Source organism: Pseudomonas sp. RV120224-01b, from assembly GCF_003208145.1.
In the GTDB taxonomy this organism is placed as follows: domain Bacteria; phylum Pseudomonadota; class Gammaproteobacteria; order Pseudomonadales; family Pseudomonadaceae; genus Aquipseudomonas; species Aquipseudomonas monteilii.
The window spans coordinates 133276-156847 of the sequence record NZ_QKMQ01000002.1 but is presented as its reverse complement, the minus strand read 5'-3'; the positions used below and the strand labels follow the sequence as shown (position 1 = coordinate 156847).

The window sequence follows — 23572 nt, the reverse complement described above, 5'->3', positions numbered from 1 at the left end:
AGCGCCACGGAGAAGGATTGCCCGGCCGTATTCAGGATCGGGTCAGCGAGGCTAGCGAATCCGCTCCTCACTGGGCGATCATCCTTTTCCGGGGGGCGGGTAGTCCTTTTCTCTGTAGGGGCCGAATGGGTTGCGATAGCGTTCTGTTCATCCCGCTCCGGTAATGAGCGTGCTGCGGTTGCGGTTACGCCACACCCGATACGCCCGAATTCCCGCCCGCACCGAGCCGAACAGCAGTTTGTCTTCCATTTCCCGTGCCATCCCCGAGCGCACCAGCATGCGCAGGAAGGTGCCCCGGGCGCGGGCGATGGCAAAGAAGATGCCTTGCGCGGCCAGGGTGTCGCGCACTTCACGCAAGGCGGCGATACCGCTGACGTCGATGCTGGTGACGGCTTCGGCATCGAACAGCACGGCCTTGGGCTGGTCCTGGCTCTGCACCGCTTCGAGCAGGCGCATCTTGAAGTAGTCGGCGTTGAAGAACAGGATCGCGTCGTCGAAGCGGTACACCACCAGGCCCGGCACGGTGCGGGCGTCCTTGTGCTTGCGGATGTCGACCTGGCCTTCGGTGCCCGGCAGCCAGCCGAGCACGGCGTCGGTGGGTTGGTAGATGCTGTAGAGCAGGCGCAGGATCGCCAGGGTCACAGCAAACACGATGCCGGGCAGCACGCCCAGGCCCAGCACGCCCGCCGTGGTCAGCAGGCAGAGCCAGAACTCGAAGCGGCTCAGGCGGCGGATGAGCCCCAGCGACTTGATGTCGATCAGCCCCCAGCCGGCCATCAGTAGCACGGCGCCCAATGCTGCCTGCGGGATCCACGCCATCGGCGCGGTGAAGAACAACAGGATCAGGGCAATGACCAGCGCGGCGACGATGCCGACCAGCTGGCTCTTGCCACCCACCATGTCATTGACGGCGGTGCGCGAGTCGGCGCCGCTGATGGCAAAGCCCTGGGACACCCCGGCCGCCAGGTTGCTCACGCCCAGGGCGACGAATTCGTGGTTGGCGTTGATCGCGTAGCCGTGGCGGGCGGCAAAGCTGCGTGCGGTGAGCATGGCGCTGCAGAAGCTGACGGTGGCGATACCCAGGGCGTCGCGCAGCAGGCTCTTCATTTCCGCCAGGTTGCTGTGCGGCCAGGCCAGCTGTGGGATGCCGGCCGGCACCGGGCCGAGGATGGCGACGCCGAAGCGGTCGAGGCCAAACAGGCCGACCAGCAACATGAACAGTGCCACCACGGTCAGCGCGGCGGGCAGGCGTGGGAAACGCCGTGGTAGCCAGATCAGCAGGCCCAGAGCGGCCAGGCCGATGAACAACGTGATCCAGTGGATCTCACCCAGGCGCTGGAAAAAGTTGATCAGGCTGAGGATAAAACCGTCGCCCTCGATCTTGAACCCCACCACCTTGGACAGCTGCCCGGCGATCAGGCTCAGGCCGATGCCGTTGAGGTAGCCGATCAGGATCGGTCGCGAGAAGAAGCTGGCAATGAACCCGGCCCGTGCCAGGCCGGCAGCGATCAGCATCACTCCGACCAGCACGGTGACGATCACCGACAGTTCGGCGATGCGTTGCGGGTCACCCATGGCCAGCGGCGCCACGGCACCGGCGATCATCGCGCAGGTGGCGGCGTCAGGGCCTACCATCAGCTGGCGCGAGCTGCCGATCAGGGCGTAGACCATCATTGGCAGCACGCAGGCGTACAGGCCGTATTGTGGCGGCAAACCGACAATTTGTGCGTAAGCGATGGCGATGGGTATCTGAATCGCTGCGACCGAGAGGCCTGCCTGCAAATCGGCATGGAACCATTCGCGGCGGTAGTGCAGCAGGTTGGCAAGGCCCGGTAGCCAGCGGGAGAGAAACATGCGTTGTCCTTTCGAAATGCTTCACGTAACCATCTACGCATTGAAGCGGATCGGCAGGCAATTGGCCATGGGCCAGATCAAACCGGGAGGGCAGAAACGAAAAAAGGAGCCAAGGCTCCTTTTGACAGCGATGACGTTGCTGGAACGCCATGCGGTGATGCAATGTGGAGCGGGTAGAGGGAATCGAACCCTCAACTAAAGCTTGGGAAGCTTTCGTTTTACCACTAAACTATACCCGCGTCTGCGCAGCACTTTTTACCAGAACCCTCCACGAATTAGAAGCCCAAGTTATAAAAAAGCTTGTCGGCACCCTACAGCCTGCGGGATCAGCCACAGGGCGCCGATGCGCTCAGATGGCCAATGCATGCTGCCCCTGTTGTACCGGCTGGTAGCGTTGACGGGTTTCACGCACAGTTGGTTTGAGGAACCCCAGCATGACATTGCGGGTGTCCTCGCAGGCGGCCTTGGTTTCCATATCCAGGAAGTGGCCCGCATCGCGGATCACGCTGAACTGGCTTCGGCCCACGTGCTTGCCGAACTGCCGCGCATCTTCGACCGTGGTGTACTCGTCGCGGTCGCCGTTGATGAACAGTACCGGAATGTTGATATTGCGTGCGCCATCCAGCGCCCGCTCCAGGTCGTGTTGCAGCACCTCGTTGATGTGGAAGTGCATCTGCGCGTACTCGTGGCTGTCCAGGCTGCTGACGTGGCGGTAGTTGAAGCGCTTGAACAGTGATGGCAGGTGCTTGCCGATGGTGTCGTTGACCAGGTTGCCGACCTGATAGCGATCGCAGGCGGCCAGGTACTGGCAGCCACGGTCCAGGTAGTCGCGCATCGGTTCGTTGATCACCGGCGAGAACGAGCTCACTACGGCCTTCTTCACGCACCGCGGCTGGTGCGCCAGCGCCAGCAGCGTACTTGCGCCACCCCATGAGAACGACATCACATGGTCGGCCTGGAAGTGCTCGATCAGCTCAAGGAGTATGTGCGCCTCGGTCTCCTTGCTGATCAGCCGTTCCTGGCGGTTGTGTGGCTTGGACTTGCCGGCATACGGCTGGTCGAACAGCACTACGTTGAACTGCGGGTGCAGGTTACGTACCGTTTGGGCGAACGAGGCCGTGGTGGCCAGCGAGCCATTGATCAGGATGATCGTATTCTCGGCCGCTTCCGCGCGATAGAACTCCGTGTAAACCCGATACTGACCTTGGATATCAAGTACAGCGATTTCTGGCCTCATGTCATCGACTCCTGGCGCAAAAAGGGTATTCGCGTCACCTAGGGTGCACGTTCTTTATGACAGGTAGGCATTCGCCTGAAGAGTAACCGGGGGGCCCTGTGTCGATCCTTGGCACATTTGTCGACGGTATTGTTTTTGGCGGGCAATTTGCCGTGCCCCAAGGCATCAAGGCCCTGGGTGGCCGGCAAAAGGCGTCTTCGACTGCGGGCGTGACTTGTTGGTCACATGCAGACTGACGATTTGGATTCAAGCAGTGGGTCGGGGATCCTGCAAGTGCCGTTCGGGAGATTTTGTGACTTTTGTCGCTGAGCGGTCGTATGACCACCTTGGGCCAGAACGGGCAGCCTAGACAGTGGCGATTTCATCCGCCGTCAGGTCACGAAACGCCCCCGGAGCCAAATCAGGATCCAGGCGGATTGCGCCCATGCTTTCCCGGTGCAACCCCACCACCTTGTTGTCGAAGAACCCGAACATGCGCTTGACCTGGTGATAGCGCCCTTCGACGATCGCCAGCCGCGCCTGGCGCGGGCCGAGGATGTCCAGCTGGGCGGGCAGGGTGGTGAGGCCTTCAAAGGCGAAGTAGAAACCCTCACGAAACTTGGCCTCATAGTGCTCGCCAATCTCGTCCTCGGTGTCCACCAGGTAGTGCTTGGGCAGCTTGGTGGCAGGTTGGGTCAGGCGCCGTGACCATTGGCCATCGTTGGTCAGGATCATCAACCCGGTGGTGTTGAAGTCCAGGCGCCCGGCTATGTGCAGGTCGCCTCGCAATGCTTCGGGCAGCAGGTCGAGCACGGTAGGGTGCTGTGGGTCCTGGGTGGCGCTGACGCAGCCTGTGGGTTTGTGCAGCATCAGGTAGCGCGCCGGTCGGCCAGCCTGCAGCACCTGGTCGTCCAGCTCCACGCGGCTGAATTCGCGTACCTCGGTCAGCGGGTCGCTGACCACCTGTCCATCTACCCGCACACGACGTTGTACCAGCATCAGGCGGGTTTGTTGGCGGTTGAGGCTGGGCAGGTTGGCAAGGAAGCGGTCGAGGCGCATTGCAACAGGTCAGTGAGAAGTGGTTGATCGAAGTTGTTCTTCAACGGCGGCGCAGCGTGGGCACAGGCAGGCTTTGTCGCGTAATTCGGCGGGCAGGGCCTGGAGCACGGCCGGGTCGATACTCACGCTGTAGCACCAGCAGGCCTGGGTGGCGCGGCGTGGGTCGGCCAGGCTGCACTGGTTGAGGGCACCGCAAGCGGGGCAGTGTTGGCTGTCATTCATCTTGGGTTTCACTGCAGACGCGGTTACGGCCGGCCTGCTTGGCACGATAGAGCGCTCGGTCGGCGCGGGTCAGCAAGGCGTGCAGGGTATCTTCCGGTTGCAGGCTGCTCAGGCCGATGCTGGTGGTCAGGCGCAGGGGTTGTTCGTCGTAGCTGAACGTGAGCTGTTCGGTGCGGCGGCGGATCTTTTCCGCTACCTCGATGGCCTGCCGACCTTCGGCTTCACGCAGCAGCACGATGAACTCCTCACCGCCCCAGCGGCAGAGTATATCCGATTGGCGCAGGCTGCCCTGCAGCACATTGGCGAACTGGCGCAGCACTTCGTCGCCTGCCAGGTGGCCGTGGGTGTCATTCAGCGCCTTGAAGTGGTCCAGGTCGATCAGCAGCGCCACCAGCGGCCCACTGTCGCGCTGGGCTTCGTGCAACGCCTGGGCGGCAAGCAAGTCGAAGCTGCGCCGGTTGGGCAGGCCGGTAAGGCTGTCGAGCGTGGCCAGTGCCTCGGTGCTGGCCTGATGGCGGCGCACCATGGCATGCACCAGCGCCAGCACCACCAACGTGATCATCGCGCAGATGGCCAGGTTCAGGTACAGGGAGTGGCGAATGCGGTCGAGGGCGCCGGTTTCGCGCTTGTCCACCAACAGGTACCAGTCCAGCTCGGGCAAGTGGCGCACGTTGAGGAAGTGGCTGTGGTTGTCGCTGTCGTGGTACTCGTGGCTGCCTTCGCCGGGCACCCGCTGTTCGGCCAGCACATCGCTCAATTCGGCGTTGTCGCTCAGTGGCTGGCCGACCCGCAAACCGTGCGGGCCACCTTCGGAGCCGGTCAGCAACACTTTGCCTTTGGCATCGACAAACAAGACCGACCGCTGGTAGCGGCGCTGGTACTGATCGATCAGCTTGACCACCGAGGACACACTCAGCCCCACCCCGGCAGCACCGATAAAGCGGTGCTGGTAGTCGTGCACCTGATAATTGATGAACACGGTCAGGCTGTCCTGGTTGGCCATGTCCAGGTCGACATTGATCTCGTAAGGGGCCTTGAGGTCACGCAGGCGGAAATACCAGGCATCGCGCCATGTGCCGGCTTGCACATGCTTGAGCACGCCCTTGGCTTGATAGTAGGTGAGGGTGCGGTCGGAGACGAAGAACGAGGTGAAGGTGTCCTGCTTGCCCATGACCTCGCCCAGGTAGCGTGTCATGCGCTGGGTGTCCTTTTCGCCCGACAGTACCCAGTCACGCAAAAAAGTATCCTGGGCCATCATCGAGGCGATCAGTACCGGGCGAATCAGGTCTTTCTGGATTTCCGAGTAGACCGTGTCGGAGGTCAGCGGCAATTCGGTATTGATAATGCCGTCGCGGATGGCGCTGCGCGAGGAGAAGTAGCTGAGCAGCGAGGTAGCAAGGAAGCCGCAGGCCAGCAGCACCAGCAGGGTAACGATCAGCGAGCGCTGCGAGAACAGAGCGGAACGTGAGGGCATGATCTTCCCATGATGTGTGCCGAGCCGCCCATTCTAGTGAGATGACCGATAAATGACTGCAAGTTTTTCGGGCCTATCGCACCTGTATCAAATTGTTGCAGAAATGGCACTGCACCTCGGCGTCGCTGTCTTATTCAGTGTCGATGAACGCATCACGCATCGATGCTCGCCAGCGCCGCTGTTCGGGCACTCCAGCGGTCCAGGAGGCCGCCATGTCCTATCGAATCCTGTTGATCGCCCTGCTGGGGCTGATGACTTCCGCCTGCGCCCCGTACTACGAGAGCGGGGGCTATTACCGTTCGGACTACTACTCCACCGACCGTTACGTCTCGCCGGGTTATTACCGCTATGACCGTTACTACGTCACGCCGCAACCGCGCTATTACTACCAGCCGGCGCCCCGCTATTACTACCGGCCAGCCCCCGCGCCGCAATACCGGCCGTATCCGCAGCCGGGGATGAACCGGTGGCATGGCAACCCGCGCTACGACTATGGCAATCGCCAACGGCAAGACTACAGGCAAGACCGGGATCGCCATGACTATCGTGATGGCAGCCAGCGCTACCAGCGTGGCGATTCGCATTCCAACAGGCAGGGGAATGGTGGCGGGCGTTGGGATGGCCAGCGGGGGCAGGGGCAAGGAGGTAACTGGCAGCGGTAAGGTGAAGTGAAACGGGGGCGCTTTGCGCCCCATCGCCGGCAAGCCAGCTCCCACAGGTTCTGCGACAAGGCCTCTTGTGGGAGCTGGCTTGCCGGCGATGGGCTGCAAAGCAGCCCCACCTTCTTCAGCCTAACCCAGATCTGCCAATGGGTGCCGCCCCTCCCATACCTTGGCAAAATGAGCCTCGACCACTGCCGCCGGTACCTGCGCTACATCCGGCCAGTGCCAGCGCGGCTGGTCGTCCTTATCCAGCAGGCGGGCGCGTACGCCTTCGCTGAACTCGGGGTGACGGCAACAGTTCAGGCTCATGCTGTATTCCATCTGGAACACCTGTGCCAGCGACAGATGCCGTGCCCTGCGGATTTGCTCCCAGACCAGGTGCGCCGTCAGTGGGCAACCCTGATGCAACCGTTGGCCGGCATCGGCCAGCAGCGGGTCATCATGGTGCTTGAGCCCTTCCAGCGCACGCCAGGCCGCCGCCGCATCGGCCACGTCGAGCAACGCATCGATCACCTGCCGCCTTGGCAACCACTGGGCTTCGGGCAACTCGGCACAGGCGCGGTGCTGTTCTGCCTTGAGCAGGCTGTTCAGCTGCAGGGCTGTCTGCTCTTGCCAGTTCAACTGCAGCAGTTCTTCGATCAGCGCCTCTTGCTGGTGTTCGCCCAGAAAACGGTCGGCCAGGCCCAGGTCCAGGGCATCGCGGGCGTTGATCGGTGCCCCCGTCAGCCCCAGGAACAACCCCAGCTTGCCCGGCAGCCGTGCCAGAAACCAGCTCGCGCCCACATCCGGGTACAGGCCAATGCTGATTTCCGGCATGGCCAGCCTGCTGCTGGGTGTGACGATACGCACGTTAGCCCCCTGCAACAGCCCCATGCCGCCACCTAGCACATGCCCATGCCCCCAGCACAGCAGCGGCTTGGGGTAGGTGTGCAGGGCAAAGTCCAGGCGGTACTCGGCGGCGAAGAAGGTGGCAGCCAGGGGCGGCACGCTGCCGGGGTGGTCGCGGCAGGCTTGTACCAGTGCACGTACATCGCCACCGGCGCAGAAGGCTTTTGCGCCGTTGCCGCGCAGCAGCACGCAGGCTACGCGCGGGTCGCGGGCCCAGGCATGCAGTTGTTCGCCCAATACTTCGATCATGGGCAGGTTCAGGGCATTGAGTGCCTTGGGTGCATCCAGGGTGGCAATGCCGATGCGGGCGCCATCGGCGCCGGTGAGTACCTCGCAATGAATGGCCATGGACTACCTCGCTCAAGTCATCGCACAAGTATGGCCTGCCTGGCCGAACATGCCGGTTGTCGGTCGGATCGTTTGACAAGCGGGAAGGGCTTACCTAGTGTCGCGCCATTGTTTACGGATGGCCCCATGACTGACGACGATCGCATCAAACTCGAACCCAGCTGGAAGGCCGCACTGCGCGCCGAATTCGACCAGCCCTACATGCATCAGCTGCGAGCGTTCCTGCGCAGCGAATATGCCGCCGGCAAGGAGATCTACCCGCCAGGGCCGCTGATCTTCAATGCACTCAACTCGACACCGCTGGACCAAGTGAAGGTGGTCATCCTTGGCCAGGACCCTTACCACGGGCCGGGCCAGGCGCATGGTCTGTGTTTCTCGGTGCAACCGGGCGTGGCCACGCCGCCGTCGCTGGTCAACATCTACAAGGAACTGCAGCGCGACCTGAACATCCCGATTGCCAGCCATGGCTACCTGCAAAGCTGGGCCGAGCAGGGAGTTTTGCTACTCAACACCACCATGACCGTGGAACGTGCCAATGCGGCGTCGCACGCCAAGAAGGGGTGGGAGTTCTTTACCGACCGGGTTATCCAGGTGGTCAGTGAGCAGTGCCCGAACGTGGTGTTCCTGCTGTGGGGGTCGCATGCGCAGAGCAAACAGAAGCTGATCGATGGGACCAGGCACCTGGTGCTGAAGTCGGTGCATCCGTCGCCACTGTCGGCTTACCGTGGGTTCCTGGGCTGCGGGCATTTCAGCCGGACCAACAGCTTCCTTGAGCAGCGTGGCATGGCGCCGATCAACTGGGCATTGCCGCCACTCTGATCACTTGAAAGACCGCGGCGCCTTCTTCGCGGGCTCGCCCGCTCCCACAGGTACTGCAACGCCCTTAAGGCAGGTGCTATCCCTGTGGGAGCGGGCGAGCCCGCGAAGCAGGCAACGCGATTATTCCGGATTTGTGTTCCACAAGCGGAACAACGGCTCCGCCAGAAACAGCACAAACAGCAAACGCATCACCTGCAACGCCGTCACCAGCGGTACCGACAGTTGCAGGGTTTCTGCCGTCAGGCTCATTTCGGCAATCCCGCCCGGCATCATCCCCAGCGTCAACGAACGCAAATCCAGCGCGGTCATCACGCTAAGCACCCACGCGGCACTGCCGGCAATCGCCATGCACAGCGCCGTGGCTAACAGCGTGCGCCCCAGGAACGAAGGTGCGCGGCGGAAGAAGGCGCGGTTGAAGTGGCAAGCCAGGCCGCTGCCTATCAGCCACTGGCCGATCTGGCTGGCACCATTGGGCAGTGCGATTTGCAGGTTGCCGGCCAGGCTGACCGTGGCCGCTACCAGCAATGGCCCGAACAGCCACGGATTGGGCTGGCGCAAGCGTTGCCAGAGCAGTGCAGCGGCAACACCCAACAATACAATCAAGGCCAGCCAGCCCCAGCTGACGCTGCCGGCGTGATTTAGCGGCACCCCGTCACCCAGCAAGAACTTGAACAGCGCCGGTACGCACAGGACCACCGCCAGCACCCGCAAACTCTGCGCCGCAGCCACCTGGCTCAGTACCGCGCCGTTGCGTGCGCCGAGGTTGACCATCTCCCCTGAGCCTCCAGGCATGCTCGCGAAAAAAGCCGTGGCGCGGTCTTCACCGGTCTTTCGCAACAGCCACACGCTGATCACGCTGGACAGGGTCGTGAACAGGGCGCCGAAGAAAATCAGCGCAAAATGGCTGCCCACCTGCTCGATCACTGCCGGGGTAAAGTGCAGGCCAATGCCGATGCCGATGATGCACTGCCCGCACTTGCGGCCGTTGGGTATCTCTGACAGTTGCCAGGGCGTCAGGCAGCGCACCAGGATGATGGCCAGCAGCGAGCCGACCATCCACGGCAAAGGCCAGCCGACCTTGCTGGCGATGTAACCGCCAGCAAGGCCGACCAGCCCGGTTGCGACAAACAACGGCAACGCGCGATCAGGCATCGGCCAGGGCCCGGCGCTGCTGGCTGCGTTTGCGCCAGATGCGCAGCAGCGGCAAGGCAAGCATCAGCGCCACCAGCGCCCACACGCCCATGCTGATGGGGCTCGACCAGAGGATGCCCAGCTCACCGTTGGAGATCGACAGCGCACGGCGCAGGTTCTGCTCCATCAGCCCGCCGAGAATGAAACCGAGCAGGATTGGCGACAGCGGGAAGTCCAGCTTGCGCAGGATGTAACCCATGATGCCGATGCCGACCATCAGGAACAGGTCGAAGGTGGTGGCATGCACGGCGTACACGCCGATGGCGGTGATGATGGCGATCACCGGCACCAGCGCCCAGTTCGGCACGGCGAGGATGCGGGTGAAAATGCGGATCATCGGAATGTTGAGGATCACCAGCATGATGTTGGCGATGAACAGCGACGCGATCAGGCCCCAGACGATGTCTGGCTGCTGTTCGAACAGCAGTGGGCCGGGGGTGATGTTGTACAGGGTCAGGGCACCGATCATCACGGCGGTGGTGCCAGAGCCCGGTACACCCAGGGTCAGCATCGGCACCAGGGCGCCACAGCACGAAGCACCGATGGCGGTTTCCGGTGCGGCCAGGCCACGGGCATCGCCCTTGCCGAACTTGCCGCTTTCACCCGCCAGGCGCTTCTCGGTCATGTAGGCCACGGCACTGGCCAACGTTGCGCCGGCGCCAGGCAGAACACCCATGATGAAACCAAGCAGACCGCAACGAATGTTCACCACGAACACCGAAGCCGCTTCCTTGAAGTTGAACAGCATGCGGCCGGTAGCCTTGACCGCCTGGTGGCCATGGTGGGTCTTTTCCAGCAGCAGGAGGATTTCGCTGATGGAGAACAGGCCCAGCACCAGCACCACGAACTGGATGCCGTCGGCCAGGTGCACGCTGTCACCGGTGAAGCGGTAGACGCCGCTGTTGGCGTCGATGCCGACCGCCGACAGGAACAGGCCGATCAGGGCGGCAATGAAGGTTTTCAGGGGCTTGTCACCGGCCATGCCGCCCAGGGCGACGATGGCGAACACCATCAGCACGAAGTACTCCGCCGGGCCGAAAGCAATGGCCCATTTCGCCAGCAACGGGGCGAACAGCACCATGCCGCAAGTGGCGATGAAGGCACCGATGAACGAGCTCCAGGCCGACAGCGACAGGGCCACGCCGGCCAGGCCCTGGCGGGCCATCGGGTAACCGTCGAGGGTGGTCATCACGGTCGAGGCCTCGCCCGGGATGTTCAGCAGGATCGAGCTGATACGCCCACCGTATTCGCAGCCCAGGTACACCGCTGCCAGCAGGATCAGCGCCGACTCCGGTGGCAGGCCCAGGGCGAAGGCGATGGGAATCAGCAGGGCCACACCGTTGATCGGGCCCAGGCCTGGCAGCAGGCCGACCACGGTGCCGATCAGGGTGCCGGAGAGGGCGGTGACCAGGTTGTAGGGGGACAGGGCGACGCCGAAGCCCTGGCCCAGGTAGCTCAAGGTATCCATGTGTCAGTTCTCCAGTACGCTCAGCAGGCCAAGGGGCAGGGGCACGTCCATTACGCGGTCGAACAGCCAGTAGAGAAAGACGCTCATGCCGACCACCACGATGGCACTGTGCAGCCAGCGACCGCCGTACAGCCGGGCCATGGGCACACCGACCAGCATGGCGCTGAGAATGAAGCCCAAAGGCTCGAAGGTGGCGGCGAAAACAACCAGCAGGCCGACACAGGCGGCAATCTTGGTCAGGGTTTCGCGGTCCAGTTCCGGCTCGTCGTCCTTGCGCACGATGGGCGTAGGGCGAAACACCAGGTACAGCAGGCCAAGGCTCATCAGGCCGAGCATCAGCAGCGGGTAGGCGCGTGGGCCGACCGGCTCATAGGAAAACGCCGCCTGGTAGGGCAAGGCCATCACGGCCAGGGCGGCGCACACCGCCAGCAGGGCCAGGGCGAAGATGCGTTGCAGGATCATTGGGGAATCCTCGTCGGGATTGCTCAAGTGAGATGCAAATCCTGTGGGAGCGGCCTTGCGTCGCGATCGGGCGCGAAACGGCCGCAAAACCTGCCAATGCGATCTGTCCGAAGCATCGCATTGGTTGTGCCAAGGGCCGCTGTGCGGCCCATCGCGACACAAGGCCGCTCCCACAGGGATTGTGGTGAATCCAACAGGTTTACTGAATCAGCCCAAATTCCTTGGCCAATGCCTTGTAGTCAGCCACTTGCTTCTTCACATAGCCGTCCAGCTCTTCGCCGGTCATGGCGAACGGGAACAGCTCGCGCTGGTCACGCAGCTTGGCGAAGTCTTCCGAGGCCAGCATCTTGTCGAACGACGCTTTCCACCAGGTGTAGTCCTCGTCGCTCACCTTTGGCCCCAGGTAGAAACCGCGTACCACCGGCCAGACGATGTCGTAGCCCTGTTCCTTGGCCGTGGGGATGTCTTTCATCTCGGGTTCGTCCAGGCGGTTTTCCGAGAACACCGCAAGGATGCGCATGTTGCCGCTCTGGATATGCGGCATGGAGTCGGAGATGTCGGTCGAGCCAACCTGGATATGGCCACCCAGCAACGCCGTGGCAATTTCGCCACCGCCTTCCAGGGCCACGTAGCGCAGGTCACGCGGGTTGATGCCGGCAGCCTTGGCGATCAGGGCGGTCTGCATCCAGTCCTGGCTGCCCACGGTGCCGCCAGAGCCGATCACCACTTTGCTCGGGTCTTTCTTCAGCGCGGCGACCAGGTCGTCGAGGGTTTTGTAAGGGGAGTCACTTTTCACCGCGATGGCGCCATAGCTGGTACCGACAGCGGCCAGCCATTTCACCGCGTTCTCGTCAAAGCGGCCGAACTTGCCTTGTGCCAGGTTCAGCAGCGAACCACTGGACCAGGCCACCAGGGTGCCGGCATCGGCCGGGCGCTGGGCGACCACGGCGTTGTAGGCCACCGCGCCGACACCGCCGGGCATGTAGGTGACGCGCATCGGCTTGCTGAGGATCTTTTCCTGCACCAGGGCGCTTTGCACCAGTTTGCAGGTCAGGTCGAAGCCACCACCGGGCGAGGCGGGGGCGATACATTCGGGGCGTTTCGGTTCGGCAGCGAGGGCATTGCCGGCCAACAGCAGGCAGCCGGTAGCGAGGACGAGGCGGCGCAGTGAAAAGGTCATCGTCTATCTCCGTGAGCGTTGTTGTTATTGGGTTACCACAGGGCGACGCTGTAGCTCACCAGCAGCCGCACTTCGTCCGCGTCACGGGCGAAGTTGGAGCGGAAGGTGGCGTTGCGCAGGCGCACGGCGACGTTCTTCAACGGGCCGCTTTGTACCACGTACTTGAGCTCGGTGTTGCGTTCCCACTCCTTGCCCTCGCCGCCGGCGGCGCGGCTGACGTTGTCGCCGCTGATGTAGCGGGTCATGAAAGTCAGGCCGGGCACGCCGAGTGCGGCGAAGTTGTAGTCGTAGCGCGCTTGCCAGGAGCGCTCGTCGGCGCCGGCGAAGTCGTTGATCTGGACGAAGTTGACCAGGTAAGGGTCGGCACCATCGACATACGGGAAGGCGCTGTCCCCAGACAGCTGCTGCCAGGCGGCGCTGACCTTGTGCCCGCCCAGGGCGTAGCTGAGCATGCCGTTGACGGTGGTGTTGTCGATGTTGCCCGCCTTGGCCGCACCGGCGTCGTCGCTCACGGCCAGGCGCAGGTCGGCGCCGAAGGTGCCCGGGCCCCACGGCTGGGTGGCGACCATGCCAATGAAGTGCTGGCGGTAGATGTCGTCGAGCTGGGCGAAGTGATAGCTGCCGGTGATGCGGTCGGTGAACTGGTAGTCCAGCCCGCCCAGGGCCAGGTTGTCGGCGCTGAAGCTGCCACCGAAGCGGCCGTTCTTGTTGTTCAGCGCCAGGTCTTCCCAGTTGGTGTCGTTGCGGTCCTTGGCCTTGTCCAGGCGACCGCCAGTGAAGGTCAGGCCCTTGATTTCCTTCGAGGTGAGCAGGCCGCCTTCGAACGTTTGCGGCAGGATACGCCCGTCGTTGGGCTGCAGGGTTGGCAGCTCGGGGATCAGGGTGCCGATCTTCAGTTCGGTCTGGGAAATCTTCACCTTGCCGGTCAGGCCGAGTTTGGAATATTCATCGGCGGCCTTGCCATCATCGTGGGTCGGCAACAGGCCGGTGTCGGTGCGGTCGGGGCTGGAATCGAGCTTGATGCCGAGCATGCCCAGTGCATCCAGGCCAAAGCCTACGGTGCCATCGGTGTAGCCGGACTCGAAGTTGAGGATGAAGCCCTGGGCCCACTCGTCGCGCTTGGATTGCTGCGCGCTGGTGCCGTCGCGGAAGTCGCGGTTGAAGTACATGTTGCGGGTTTCGAAGGTGGCCGTGCTGTCTTCGAAGAAGGCGGCCTGGCTCATCGGGGCGACACCGGCAAGCGCAAGGGCGCTGGCGATGGCGGAGGGGCGTGCGGCAAAGGAACGGGTAGGCGCGAACGCCTGCGGCTGCGATGACAGCATCGTCGATGACTCCGTTTATTGTTCTTATTCGTTGCACCTTGCTGGTGCTTTTTTCGGCGCGAAGGGCGACCGTGGTGCGATGCTAGGTAACGAACCTTTCGCTAACCTTTCAGCGTGAAAGGTTTGTTACGAGGGGCTTCACAGGCTTGGCGACAGCGGTACACTCCGCGCCAACCGCCCCACCCGAGCAGGGAGAATCCGATGCGTGTGCTGCTGGTCGAAGACCATCTGCAACTGGCCGAAAGCGTGGCCCAGGCCTTGAAAAGCCACGGCCTGACCGTGGATGTGCTGCATGACGGCGTGGCTGCCGACCTGGCCCTGGCCAGCGAGGAATACGCCGTTGCCGTGCTGGATGTCGGCTTGCCGCGCATGGATGGCTTCGAGGTGCTGGCGCGCCTGCGCGGCCGTGGCAAGACTGTCCCGGTGCTGATGCTGACCGCGCGCAGCGACGTCAAGGACCGGGTTCATGGCCTGAACCTGGGGGCAGACGACTACCTGGCCAAACCGTTCGAGCTGACCGAGCTGGAAGCGCGGGTGAAGGCGTTGCTGCGCCGCAGTGTGCTCGGTGGCGAGCGCCAGCAACGTTGCGGGCCGCTGGTCTACGACCTGGATACCCGGCGCTTTGCCCTTGGCGACGACAACCTGACCCTGACGTCGCGCGAGCAAAGCGTGCTGGAAGCGCTGATCGCACGCCCTGGTCGGGTGATGAGCAAGGAGCAACTGGCTGCCCAGGTGTTCGGCCTGGATGAAGAAGCCAGCCCGGATGCCATCGAAATCTATATCCACCGGCTGCGCAAAAAACTCGACGGCCACCCAGTGGCCATTGTCACCTTCCGTGGGCTGGGTTACCTGCTAGAGCACCGCGATGCGTGACAACGGCAGTTTGCGCGGGCGCCTGCTGGGCAACCTGGCCCTGCTGCTGGTGGTGCTGATGCTGGCCAGCGGCCTGAGCGCCTACTGGAATGGCCGTGAGGCCGCCGATACCGCCTACGACCGCACCCTGCTGGCCTCGGCGCGCACCATTGCCGCTGGCCTGTCGCAGCGTGACGGGTCGCTGAGCGCGGATGTGCCTTACGTGGCTTTGGACACGTTCGCCTACGACAGCGCCGGGCGCATTTACTACCAGGTGCTGGACATCAAGCAGCGGCTGATTTCCGGCTACGAAAACCTGCCGCCGCCGCCGCCCGGCACGCCGCGCACTGACGATTACCCGGCGCTTGCGCGGTTCTACAACGCCACCTACCTGGGCCAGGACGTTCGGGTGGTCAGCCTGCTGAAGGCAGTGACCGAGCCGAACATGAACGGCATGGCGGAAATCCGCGTGGCCGAGACGGAGGAGGCACGGGTGCGCATGGCCCGTGGGCTGATGGCCGACACCCTGCTGCGCCTGGGTATGCTGGCGCTGGGTGCGTTGGTGATGGTGTGGTTTGCCGTGAGTGCGGCGTTGCGGCCCCTGGAGCGCTTGCGCACGGCGGTGGAAGAGCGCCAGCCAGATGACTTGCGGGCCTTGCCGGTGGTGCAGGTGCAGCGTGAGCTCGGCCCGCTGGTGCGGGCCTTGAACCACTTTACCGAGCGCCTGCGCGGCCAGTTCGAGCGCCAGGCGCAGTTCATTGCCGATGCCGCCCATGAATTGCGTACGCCGCTGGCTGCCTTGAAGGCGCGGGTGGAGCTGGGCCTTCGCTCGTCCGAGCCGCAAGAGTGGCGGCAGACGCTGGAATCTGCGGCGCAGGGCACTGACCGCCTGACCCACCTGGCTAACCAGCTGTTGTCGTTGGCACGGGTGGAGAACGGAGCACGGGCAATTGCCGAGGGCGGCGCGCAGCGCCTGGACCTGAGCCAGCTGGCCCGTGAGTTGGGCATGGCCATGGCCCCGTTGGCACACAAACGCGGCGTTGCGCTGGCCCTGGAGGCCGAGGCACCTGTGTGGCTGAAGGGTGAGCCGACGCTGCTCAACGAGCTGTTGAGCAACCTGGTGGACAATGCCCTGGCGCACACGCCAGAAGGTGGCAATGTGATCTTGCGGGTGGTGGCGCCGGCGGTGCTGGAGGTGGAAGACGACGGGCCGGGCATTCCCGAGGCTGAGCGTGAGCGGGTGTTCGAGCGGTTCTACCGGCGCAGTGCGCAAGGGAGCGGGCTTGGGCTGGCGATTGTCGGCGAGATCTGCCGGGCGCACCTGGCGCAGGTGAGCCTGCATGATGGCGAGAACGGCGGGCTGCGGGTGCGGGTGAGTTTTATCGCAGATTGATGTGTTGCTGTTCTGGCCCTATCGCCGGCAAGCCGGCTCCCACAAGATCACCACAGGCCTTGAGACCTGTGCAGCACCTGTGGGAGCTGGCATGCCGGTGATAGGGCCAGAACAGGCTGAAGCAAGTCAGCGCAACATGCTCCGCGCTTCAAGCAGCTCATCCACTTCCAGTTCAGTACCAAACGGCAACCCCAGGTGGCGGTATGCCGGCAGCGCCGCCAATGGCCGATGGCGCCCGCGCTGGCTGATGCAGCGGGCGATCTGCACGATATCGATGTAATCGACCTTGTCAGTCTGCCGGTCCAGGTCCTGAACCTGGCTGGGCAGGTTGACCAGTTGCTCCGGAAACTCCCAGGCCTTGAGGATCTTGTCCCCCAGCACCGGCTGGATCTGCTCGATCACGTAGTGCAGGCAAACCGGGTCGGACAGCAGTTCGTTGTGCTCTTCGGCGTAGATGAGTACCGGCAGTGCGCCAATCTGGTTGACCAGCCCACCCAAGGTAGCCTGGTCGGGCTTGAGGTGCGTGTAGCGCCTGCAGATTTCGTAGCTGATACCCGCAACTTCCAGGCTATTGGCCCAGATGTCGCGCAGTTTTTGTTCAACGGCCGGCGCGCGGGCATGGAAAATCTGCTCGATCACCAGGCCAATGGCCAGGTTGCAGCTGTAATTGATGCCCAACCGCGTGATGGCAGTGTGCAGGTCGGTGACCTCGACCGCTGCACGCAGCAGCGGGCTGTTGACGACCTTGATCAGGCGCGCTGAAAGGGCCGCGTCGCGACCGATCACCTTGCTCAGGGCCGCTACGCTGATCTCGCTGTCTTCCGCAGCCTCACGGATGCTCAAGGCAACCTCGGGCAGGGTCGGCAGGACCAGGTCATCCTTTTCGATGGCATCGAGCAACTGTGCTTGAACCATCTCGGCCAGCTTGTTCATGGGCGTGTCTACCGCAGTGGTGGTGCGGCCCCGCCACAGCGGCGGGGCAGGCTGGTCAGCGCTGGATTTCCCGGTCGCGGTCCAGTTCGTAAGGCAGGGTCAGCACTTGCAGGCGCGGGCCTTCCAGGCTGCCCAGGTGCAGGTTGTCGTCTTCCACTGCCTCGGCGCTGAGCACCGCAAGCAGTTCACAGCCTGCACCGTTGCCAGCAGCAATGACCACTTCACCGACCGACGAACCATGGGTGGGCGAGAATATCTCGGCACCCGGGGCCGGAATGGCCTGCTGGTCCAGTGCCAGGCGGTACTGGCGACGCTTGAGCTTGCCCAGGTACTGCATGCGGGCGACGATTTCCTGGCCGGTGTAGCAGCCTTTCTTGAAGCTGACACCATCGACGGCTTGCAGGTTGATCATCTGCGGGATGAACAGCTCACGGGTCGGCCCCATGACCTGGCCGATACCGGCGCGAACCTGCCCAAGCAGCCAGTCGTTGAGACTGCCCTCGGGCAGGGCGCCGACGAGGGCCTGGCGCACGGTATCGGCGTTGTCTGCCGGCACCCACAGTTCTACGCGGCCTGCAGAAACGGCAATGGCAATCAGGCCCTCATGGCGCACGGTGCTGCCGGCAGCTGCGGGCACGTCGAGCCCTAGCGCCTGCAGCGCAGCGTCACCACCTTGCAGGCCAAAGCGTGCCCAGACGGCGCTTTCGTCGGTCAGCGTGGCCTTGGAGAACACGGCGTACTTCTTCAGGTCGGCCAGTTGCGCATCGAGCAGTTCACTGGCCATGGCCAGCAGGTAGCCGTTGCCTTCGGGCAGGATGCGGAAGCTGGACTGCATGCGCCCCTTGACCATGCAGCGGGCGCCGAGGCTGGCGTGTTCCTGGCTGAGGTAGTTGATGTTGCAAGTCAGCTGGCCTTGCAGGAACTTGCCTGCATCGGAGCCGCGGACGGCGAGGATGCCCTCGTGGGACAGGGGGCAGAAGAAAGCGGAATCGGCCATGGGTCATCGCGGTGGCTAAAGACTGGCGGCCATCATAGAACGCCGGTAACAAAATAGGTAGGTGACTAGACCAACGCCCGGTGTCGCTTCGCGTGCCTGGCTGTATACTGGCGGGCCATTCGAGGAGGGCCCCATGGTCGAACAAACTGAACTCAACCGGCTTTTCTGGCACAGCCGCCGTGGCATGCTGGAACTGGACGTGCTGCTGGTGCCTTTCACCCAGGAAGTCTACCCCACCCTCAACGAGACCGACCGCGAACTGTACGTGCGTCTGTTGAGCTGCGAGGATCAGGACATGTTCGGCTGGTTCATGGAGCGCACCGAGTCTGAAGACCCGGAGCTGCAGCGCATGGTTCGCATCATTCTGGACCGTGTCCAGCCCAAGTGAGTGCTTCGAGTGCCGCTGGCAAGGCTCACGCCTGCTGCTAGCGGCCTATCTGGTGTGCCAGGTACTGGCGTGGCTTGCCGTGTGGGCGAGCCCACTGCCCGGGTGGCTGGCCCTCTCTGTTGTCGCCGCCTGTATTGCCCACGCTGGCTGGGCCATTCCCCGACGTATCCTGTTGACGCATGAGCATGCCGTTGTTGGCTTGCGCCGTGATGTGCGCGGCTGGCAGGTGTTCAGCCGTGCCCGTGGCTGGCAGCCGGTGCGCTTGTGCCGGGACAGCGTGGCGCTGCCGGGGGTGGTGGTGTTGCGCTTTGAGCGGGTAGGGCGGTGGTTGGAGGAGAGCCAGTGCATAGCGCGCGATGCGTTGGGGGCGGATGAGCATCGGCGCTTGCGGGTAAGGTTGAAGTTCAGCAGGCGCAGGTGGGCAGAAGTGGCCCGCACATAGTTACAGACCGGGTTGGCTTCTTCGCGGGCTTGCCCGCTCCCACAGGTACTGCGCAAGGCTGCAGGGCAGTGGAGCTCCTGTGGGAGCGGGCGAGCCCGCGAAGGCCGCGACGCCGATCTCAGAGTGGACTGAGGATGGTGTCCTTGGCCTCGTCCAGCATCCCCGGGTAGTCCAGGGTGTAGTGCAGCCCACGGCTTTCCTTGCGCTGCATGGCCGACAGGATCATCAACTCGGCCACCTGCGCCAGGTTGCGCAGTTCGATCAGGTCGCGGCTGACCTTGTAGTTGCTGTAGAACTCGTCAATTTCATCCAGCAGCAGGCGAATGCGATGCTGCGCGCGTTGCAGGCGTTTGCTGGTGCGCACGATGCCGACATAGTCCCACATGAAACGCCGCAGTTCGTCCCAGTTGTGCGCGATGATCACGTCCTCGTCCGAGTCGGTCACCTGGCTGGCGTCCCAGCCCGGCAGGGCCTTGGGCATGGCCACTTGCTCCAGGTTGGCCTGGATGTCGGCGGCGGCGGCGCGGCCGTAGACGAAGCATTCCAGCAATGAGTTGCTGGCCATGCGGTTGGCGCCGTGCAGGCCGGTGAAGCTGGTTTCGCCAATCGCGTACAAGCCGGGCACGTCGGTGTGGCCACGGTCGTCGACCATCACCCCGCCGCAGGTGTAGTGCGCTGCGGGTACCACCGGGATCGGCTGGCGGGTGATGTCGATGCCAAATGCCAGGCAGCGCTCGTACACGGTGGGGAAGTGGCTCTTGATGAAATCGGCCGGCTTGTGGGTGATGTCCAGGTAGACGCAGTCCACGCCCAGGCGCTTCATCTCATGGTCGATGGCGCGGGCCACGATGTCGCGCGGGGCCAGTTCTTCGCGTGGGTCGAAGCGCGGCATGAAACGTTCGCCGTTGGGCAGGCGCAGCAGCGCGCCTTCGCCGCGCAGGGCTTCGGTGACCAGGAAACTCTTGGCCTGCGGGTGGTACAGGCAGGTCGGGTGGAACTGGTTGAACTCAAGGTTGGCCACCCGGCAACCCGCCCGCCAGGCCATGGCGATACCGTCACCGCAAGCGCCATCGGGGTTGCTGGTATAGAGGTAGACCTTGGCTGCGCCACCGGTGGCCAGCACGGTGAAGCGTGCGCCGAAGGTATCTACCTCGCCGGTATTGCGGTTTAACACATAGGCGCCCAGGCAGCGTTCGCCAGGCAGGCCCAGGCGGCGTTCGGTGATCAGGTCGACCGCTACACGCTGCTCCAGCAGCTGGATGTTCGGGCGCAGGCGAGCCTGTTCCAGCAGCGTGGTGAAAATGGCCGCGCCGGTCGCATCGGCGGCGTGGATGATGCGCCGGTGGCTATGGCCCCCCTCACGGGTGAGATGGAACTCGAAACCGCCGTCATCAACGCTGTAGTGCTCGTCGCGGGTAAAGGGCACGCCTTGCTCGATCAGCCATTGAATGGCTTCCCGGCTGTGCTCGACGGTAAAGCGCACCGCCTCTTCGTTGCACAGGCCGCCGCCGGCATTGAGGGTGTCCTCGACATGCGACTGCACGGTATCGGTGTTGTCGAGCACCGCAGCGACCCCGCCCTGGGCCCAGAAGGTCGAGCCGTTGGCCAGGTCGCCCTTGCTGAGCACGGCAACGCGCAGGTGGCTGGGAAGGTTAAGTGCCAGGCTGAGACCGGCGGCACCGCTGCCGATCACCAGGACATCATGTTGGAATTGTTGGCTCATGTCGGGACACTAGTAATCTTTGGAAGGGGCGCGGCACAATAGTCACGCGCAGATGGCATTGTGAAACTATCGTTAAACTTGGCCGGGATGCCTTTATAGCAGCCCGGGGTGGCCAATTTCCATGCCACTTGCCAGGTTGCGGCAACCTTTGTGGGAACTTTCCGACATGGCCGGAAATCCTATGAAGGCTGCCCGCACGCCACAATTTGCCGCGGCGACGCAGGGCGGCAGGCCTGTCCGGGCTGTCTCTGCGTATTCGAAACCTGATTATCGACGTAGCCGGCCGTGACCGCGCCGCGTCTTCCGTGCAAGCCGACCAAGGGCTGCAGGAAACTTGCTTGGAGGGGAGAACTTTTGCGTAAAGCCCGAGTCTATGGTTGCAAGCCTGAACGATGGCTGTTGCAACGCTCCTTCGAGTTCACTGAGGAGTGTTCATGCTAACCCAGGAAGAGGATCAGCAGCTTGTCGAGCGCGTTCAGCGCGGTGACAGGCGAGCGTTCGATCTGTTGGTGCTGAAGTATCAGCACAAGATTCTCGGGTTGATCGTGCGGTTCGTTCACGATACCCACGAGGCCCAGGATGTGGCGCAGGAAGCCTTTATCAAGGCCTACCGTGCGCTTGGCAATTTTCGCGGTGACAGTGCGTTTTATACCTGGCTGTACCGCATCGCCATCAACACGGCGAAGAACTACCTGGTGTCCCGTGGAAGACGGCCGCCAGACAGTGATGTGAGCTCCGAGGATGCGGAGTTTTACGACGGCGATCATGGCCTCAAGGATCTCGAGTCCCCAGAGCGCTCGTTGTTGCGGGATGAAATCGAAGGCACCGTCCATCGCACCATCCAGCAACTGCCCGAAGATCTGCGCACGGCATTGACCCTGCGCGAGTTCGACGGACTGAGTTACGAAGACATTGCCAGTGTCATGCAATGTCCGGTGGGTACCGTGCGCTCTCGAATCTTCCGCGCTCGGGAGGCCATAGACAAAGCCCTGCAGCCGTTGTTGCAGGAAACCTGAGACAGCGGCGACAGCCAAGAGAGGAACCGCCATGAGTCGTGAAGCTTTGCAGGAATCGCTGTCCGCGGTGATGGATAACGAAGCGGACGAACTGGAATTGCGTCGGGTGTTGAACGCCGTCGACGATGCCGAAACCCGTGCCACCTGGTCGCGTTACCAGGTTGCCCGTGCAGCCATGCACAAGGAGCTGCTGCTGCCTAACCTGGATATCGCCTCGGCGGTGTCTGCTGCGCTGGCTGACGAAGCGGTGCCGGCCAAGGTCAAGAAAGGCCCGTGGCGCAGCATTGGTCGCCTGGCTGTAGCGGCTTCGGTCACCGTTGCGGTGCTTGCCGGTGTACGCATGTACAACCAGGACGAAATCACCGGTGCCGAGCTTGCAGCCCAGCAGCCTGCCCAGCAAGGCCTGAGCGTGCCACAAGCACAAGGCCCGGCCGTTTTGGCAGGCTATAGTGAGAGCAGTGAGCAACCGACCGGGCCAATGGCCAACGGCGTGCTGCAGAACCAGGCCGGCTGGGATCAGCGTCTGCCAGGCTACCTGCGCCAGCATGCCCAGGAATCTGCGCTCAAAGGCACTGAAACCGCATTGCCTTATGCCCGCGCCGCCAGCCTGGAAAACCGTTAAGTAAGGAGGATCATGCGCGCGCTACCTCTCCTGTCGCTGCTGATTGGCAGCTGCATGATGGTGCCAGCATTGGCGGCCAACTCCTCGCCCCAGGCGAGTGAGTGGCTGAACAAGCTGGCACAGGCCGAGCAAAAGCAGAGCTACCAAGGTTCTTTCGTCTACGAACGCAACGGCAGCTTCTCTTCCCACGATATCTGGCACCGGGTCGAGGACGGCAAGGTCAGCGAGCGGCTGCTGCAGCTCGATGGCGCCGCCCAGGAAATCGTGCGCGTGGATGGGAGGGTGGAGTGTGTCAGTGGGGCCTTGGTCAGCAGTGTTGCGGCACCCCCTGAGACCGCGCCGCGTGTGCTTGATCCGCTGAAACTGATGGGCTGGTACGATTTGAGCGTGGCGGGCAAGTCACGGGTCGCCGGGCGCGACGCCGTGATCGTGACGCTCACGCCCCGCGACCAGCATCGCTATGCCTTCGAACTGCACCTGGACCGTAATACCGGCCTGCCACTGCGCTCGTTGATGCTCAACGACAAAGGGCAGTTGCTGGAGCGCTTCCAGATGACACGCCTCGATACCGACGAGCCGCCTGGCGACGATGACTTGCGCCCCAGCGCTGCCTGCAAGCCTGTGCAGCATGGCGCGCCCGTCAGCAATGACAGCGTTGCTGGCTGGCGCTCGGACTGGCTGCCGCCCGGGTTCGAACTGGTCAACAGCTCGGTGCGTCGCGACCCCAAACGCAACAGTTCGGTCAGTAGCCTCATGTATGACGATGGCCTCGCACGTTTTTCCGTGTTCCTTGAACCGGTGAACGATGACGGCGGCACCGACATGCGCACCCAGCTCGGCCCGACTTCGGCTGTTTCGCGTCGCCTGAATACGCCAAAGGGCAAGGTGATGGTGACCGTGGTGGGCGAAATTCCGCTCGGTACGGCAGAACGCGTCGCTTTGTCGATGCGCCCTCAGGATGCCCAGGCGCGCCAGTGATGGCGCGCGTTTGCGGGCCGTGCCAAGGCAGGCGGACATACGGCTGAAATGAAATTAAAGCAT

23 protein-coding genes and 1 tRNA gene are annotated in these 23572 nt (G+C 63.3%); 9 read left to right on the top strand and 15 right to left on the bottom strand.

Annotated elements, in window-relative coordinates; all coding sequences use genetic code 11:
- Positions 1–147 precede the first annotated feature (147 nt).
- The 6 genes from N436_RS03935 to N436_RS03905 form a co-directional block, all read right to left on the bottom strand.
- On the bottom strand, positions 148–1854 hold the full coding sequence (locus tag N436_RS03935; RefSeq protein ID WP_105945803.1) for a SulP family inorganic anion transporter: 1707 nt from the start codon (positions 1852–1854) through the stop codon (positions 148–150).
- A 165-nt stretch (positions 1855–2019) separates the two neighbouring features.
- Positions 2020–2093 (bottom strand) — tRNA-Gly (locus tag N436_RS03925).
- 110 nt (positions 2094–2203) lie between these two features.
- Positions 2204–3091 (bottom strand): (R)-3-hydroxydecanoyl-ACP:CoA transacylase, encoded by an 888-nt coding sequence (phaG, locus tag N436_RS03920; RefSeq protein ID WP_105945805.1) that lies wholly within the window; start codon positions 3089–3091, stop codon positions 2204–2206.
- Positions 3092–3436: 345 nt separating this feature from the next.
- Complete coding sequence (locus N436_RS03915; RefSeq protein ID WP_110740459.1) at positions 3437–4129, bottom strand: pseudouridine synthase; 693 nt, start codon at positions 4127–4129, stop codon at positions 3437–3439.
- A gap of 9 nt (positions 4130–4138) precedes the next feature.
- On the bottom strand, positions 4139–4351 hold the full coding sequence (locus N436_RS03910; protein WP_060497939.1) for a cysteine-rich CWC family protein: 213 nt from the start codon (positions 4349–4351) through the stop codon (positions 4139–4141).
- Entirely contained in the window at positions 4344–5825 is a 1482-nt protein-coding gene (locus N436_RS03905) for a sensor domain-containing diguanylate cyclase (RefSeq protein WP_105945807.1), read from the bottom strand. Before N436_RS03905 ends, N436_RS03910 begins: the two co-directional genes overlap by 8 nt.
- Positions 5826–6037: 212 nt before the next feature.
- On the opposite strand from N436_RS03905, the gene N436_RS03900 reads away from it, so the two are divergent.
- Positions 6038–6487: a hypothetical protein gene (locus tag N436_RS03900; RefSeq protein WP_105945808.1), complete on the top strand. Its 450-nt coding sequence runs from the start codon at positions 6038–6040 to the stop codon at positions 6485–6487.
- 129 nt (positions 6488–6616) lie between these two features.
- On the opposite strand, the gene N436_RS03895 is transcribed toward N436_RS03900, so the two are convergent.
- Positions 6617–7723 (bottom strand): enoyl-CoA hydratase/isomerase family protein, encoded by a 1107-nt coding sequence (locus N436_RS03895; RefSeq protein ID WP_110740458.1) that lies wholly within the window; start codon positions 7721–7723, stop codon positions 6617–6619.
- A 126-nt stretch (positions 7724–7849) separates the two neighbouring features.
- Between N436_RS03895 and ung the strand changes: the two genes are divergently transcribed.
- Positions 7850–8542 (top strand): uracil-DNA glycosylase, encoded by a 693-nt coding sequence (ung, locus tag N436_RS03890; protein ID WP_110740457.1) that lies wholly within the window; start codon positions 7850–7852, stop codon positions 8540–8542.
- A gap of 120 nt (positions 8543–8662) precedes the next feature.
- Here the strand turns inward: ung and N436_RS03885 are convergent, their stop codons facing one another.
- The 5 genes from N436_RS03885 to N436_RS03865 form a co-directional block, all read right to left on the bottom strand.
- The gene (locus N436_RS03885; RefSeq protein WP_110740456.1) at positions 8663–9694 is read right to left on the bottom strand and encodes an AbrB family transcriptional regulator; all 1032 of its coding nucleotides are present in this window, start codon (positions 9692–9694) and stop codon (positions 8663–8665) included.
- A complete protein-coding gene (locus N436_RS03880; protein ID WP_105945812.1) occupies positions 9687–11201 on the bottom strand; it encodes a tripartite tricarboxylate transporter permease in 1515 nt (504 codons plus the stop codon). The genes N436_RS03885 and N436_RS03880 overlap by 8 nt, the downstream gene beginning before the upstream one ends.
- A gap of 3 nt (positions 11202–11204) precedes the next feature.
- On the bottom strand, positions 11205–11663 hold the full coding sequence (locus N436_RS03875) for a tripartite tricarboxylate transporter TctB family protein (protein ID WP_060497932.1): 459 nt from the start codon (positions 11661–11663) through the stop codon (positions 11205–11207).
- Between the two features lie 199 nt (positions 11664–11862).
- A complete protein-coding gene (locus N436_RS03870) occupies positions 11863–12843 on the bottom strand; it encodes a tripartite tricarboxylate transporter substrate binding protein (RefSeq protein WP_110740455.1) in 981 nt (326 codons plus the stop codon).
- Positions 12844–12875: 32 nt separating this feature from the next.
- Entirely contained in the window at positions 12876–14165 is a 1290-nt protein-coding gene (locus N436_RS03865; protein ID WP_016713687.1) for an OprD family porin, read from the bottom strand.
- A 201-nt stretch (positions 14166–14366) separates the two neighbouring features.
- On the opposite strand from N436_RS03865, the gene N436_RS03860 reads away from it, so the two are divergent.
- Both N436_RS03860 and N436_RS03855 read left to right on the top strand, forming a co-directional pair.
- The gene (locus N436_RS03860; RefSeq protein ID WP_016713688.1) at positions 14367–15038 is read left to right on the top strand and encodes a response regulator; all 672 of its coding nucleotides are present in this window, start codon (positions 14367–14369) and stop codon (positions 15036–15038) included.
- Entirely contained in the window at positions 15031–16410 is a 1380-nt protein-coding gene (locus tag N436_RS03855) for a sensor histidine kinase (RefSeq protein WP_060497929.1), read from the top strand. Before N436_RS03860 ends, N436_RS03855 begins: the two co-directional genes overlap by 8 nt.
- A 126-nt stretch (positions 16411–16536) precedes the next feature.
- On the opposite strand, the gene N436_RS03850 is transcribed toward N436_RS03855, so the two are convergent.
- Positions 16537–17343: an HDOD domain-containing protein gene (locus tag N436_RS03850; RefSeq protein WP_105945813.1), complete on the bottom strand. Its 807-nt coding sequence runs from the start codon at positions 17341–17343 to the stop codon at positions 16537–16539.
- A 55-nt stretch (positions 17344–17398) separates the two neighbouring features.
- Positions 17399–18340 (bottom strand): folate-binding protein YgfZ, encoded by a 942-nt coding sequence (locus tag N436_RS03845; RefSeq protein WP_105945814.1) that lies wholly within the window; start codon positions 18338–18340, stop codon positions 17399–17401.
- Between the two features lie 133 nt (positions 18341–18473).
- Between N436_RS03845 and N436_RS03840 the strand changes: the two genes are divergently transcribed.
- Positions 18474–18728, top strand: a complete 255-nt coding sequence (locus N436_RS03840) for a succinate dehydrogenase assembly factor 2 (RefSeq protein WP_003252043.1) — start codon at positions 18474–18476, stop codon at positions 18726–18728.
- On the top strand, positions 18712–19170 hold the full coding sequence (locus tag N436_RS03835; protein ID WP_105945815.1) for a protein YgfX: 459 nt from the start codon (positions 18712–18714) through the stop codon (positions 19168–19170). Before N436_RS03840 ends, N436_RS03835 begins: the two co-directional genes overlap by 17 nt.
- Before the next feature lie 118 nt (positions 19171–19288).
- On the opposite strand, the gene nadB is transcribed toward N436_RS03835, so the two are convergent.
- Positions 19289–20893, bottom strand: coding sequence for an L-aspartate oxidase (nadB, locus tag N436_RS03830; protein WP_105945816.1), 1605 nt, complete (start codon positions 20891–20893; stop codon positions 19289–19291).
- Positions 20894–21327: 434 nt separating this feature from the next.
- Here nadB and rpoE point away from each other — a divergent pair, with 434 nt between their 5' ends.
- Genes rpoE through N436_RS03815 form a run of 3 tightly spaced genes read left to right on the top strand, consistent with a single transcriptional unit; the run spans position 21328 to position 23509 of the window.
- Positions 21328–21909, top strand: a complete 582-nt coding sequence (rpoE, locus tag N436_RS03825) for an RNA polymerase sigma factor RpoE (RefSeq protein ID WP_003252049.1) — start codon at positions 21328–21330, stop codon at positions 21907–21909.
- A gap of 31 nt (positions 21910–21940) precedes the next feature.
- Positions 21941–22531 carry a sigma-E factor negative regulatory protein gene (locus N436_RS03820; protein ID WP_015271600.1) on the top strand — a complete coding sequence of 197 codons (591 nt, stop codon included), beginning with the start codon at positions 21941–21943 and terminating at the stop codon, positions 22529–22531.
- A gap of 12 nt (positions 22532–22543) precedes the next feature.
- Positions 22544–23509 carry a MucB/RseB C-terminal domain-containing protein gene (locus tag N436_RS03815; protein ID WP_105945817.1) on the top strand — a complete coding sequence of 322 codons (966 nt, stop codon included), beginning with the start codon at positions 22544–22546 and terminating at the stop codon, positions 23507–23509.
- Positions 23510–23572: the final 63 nt, after the last annotated feature.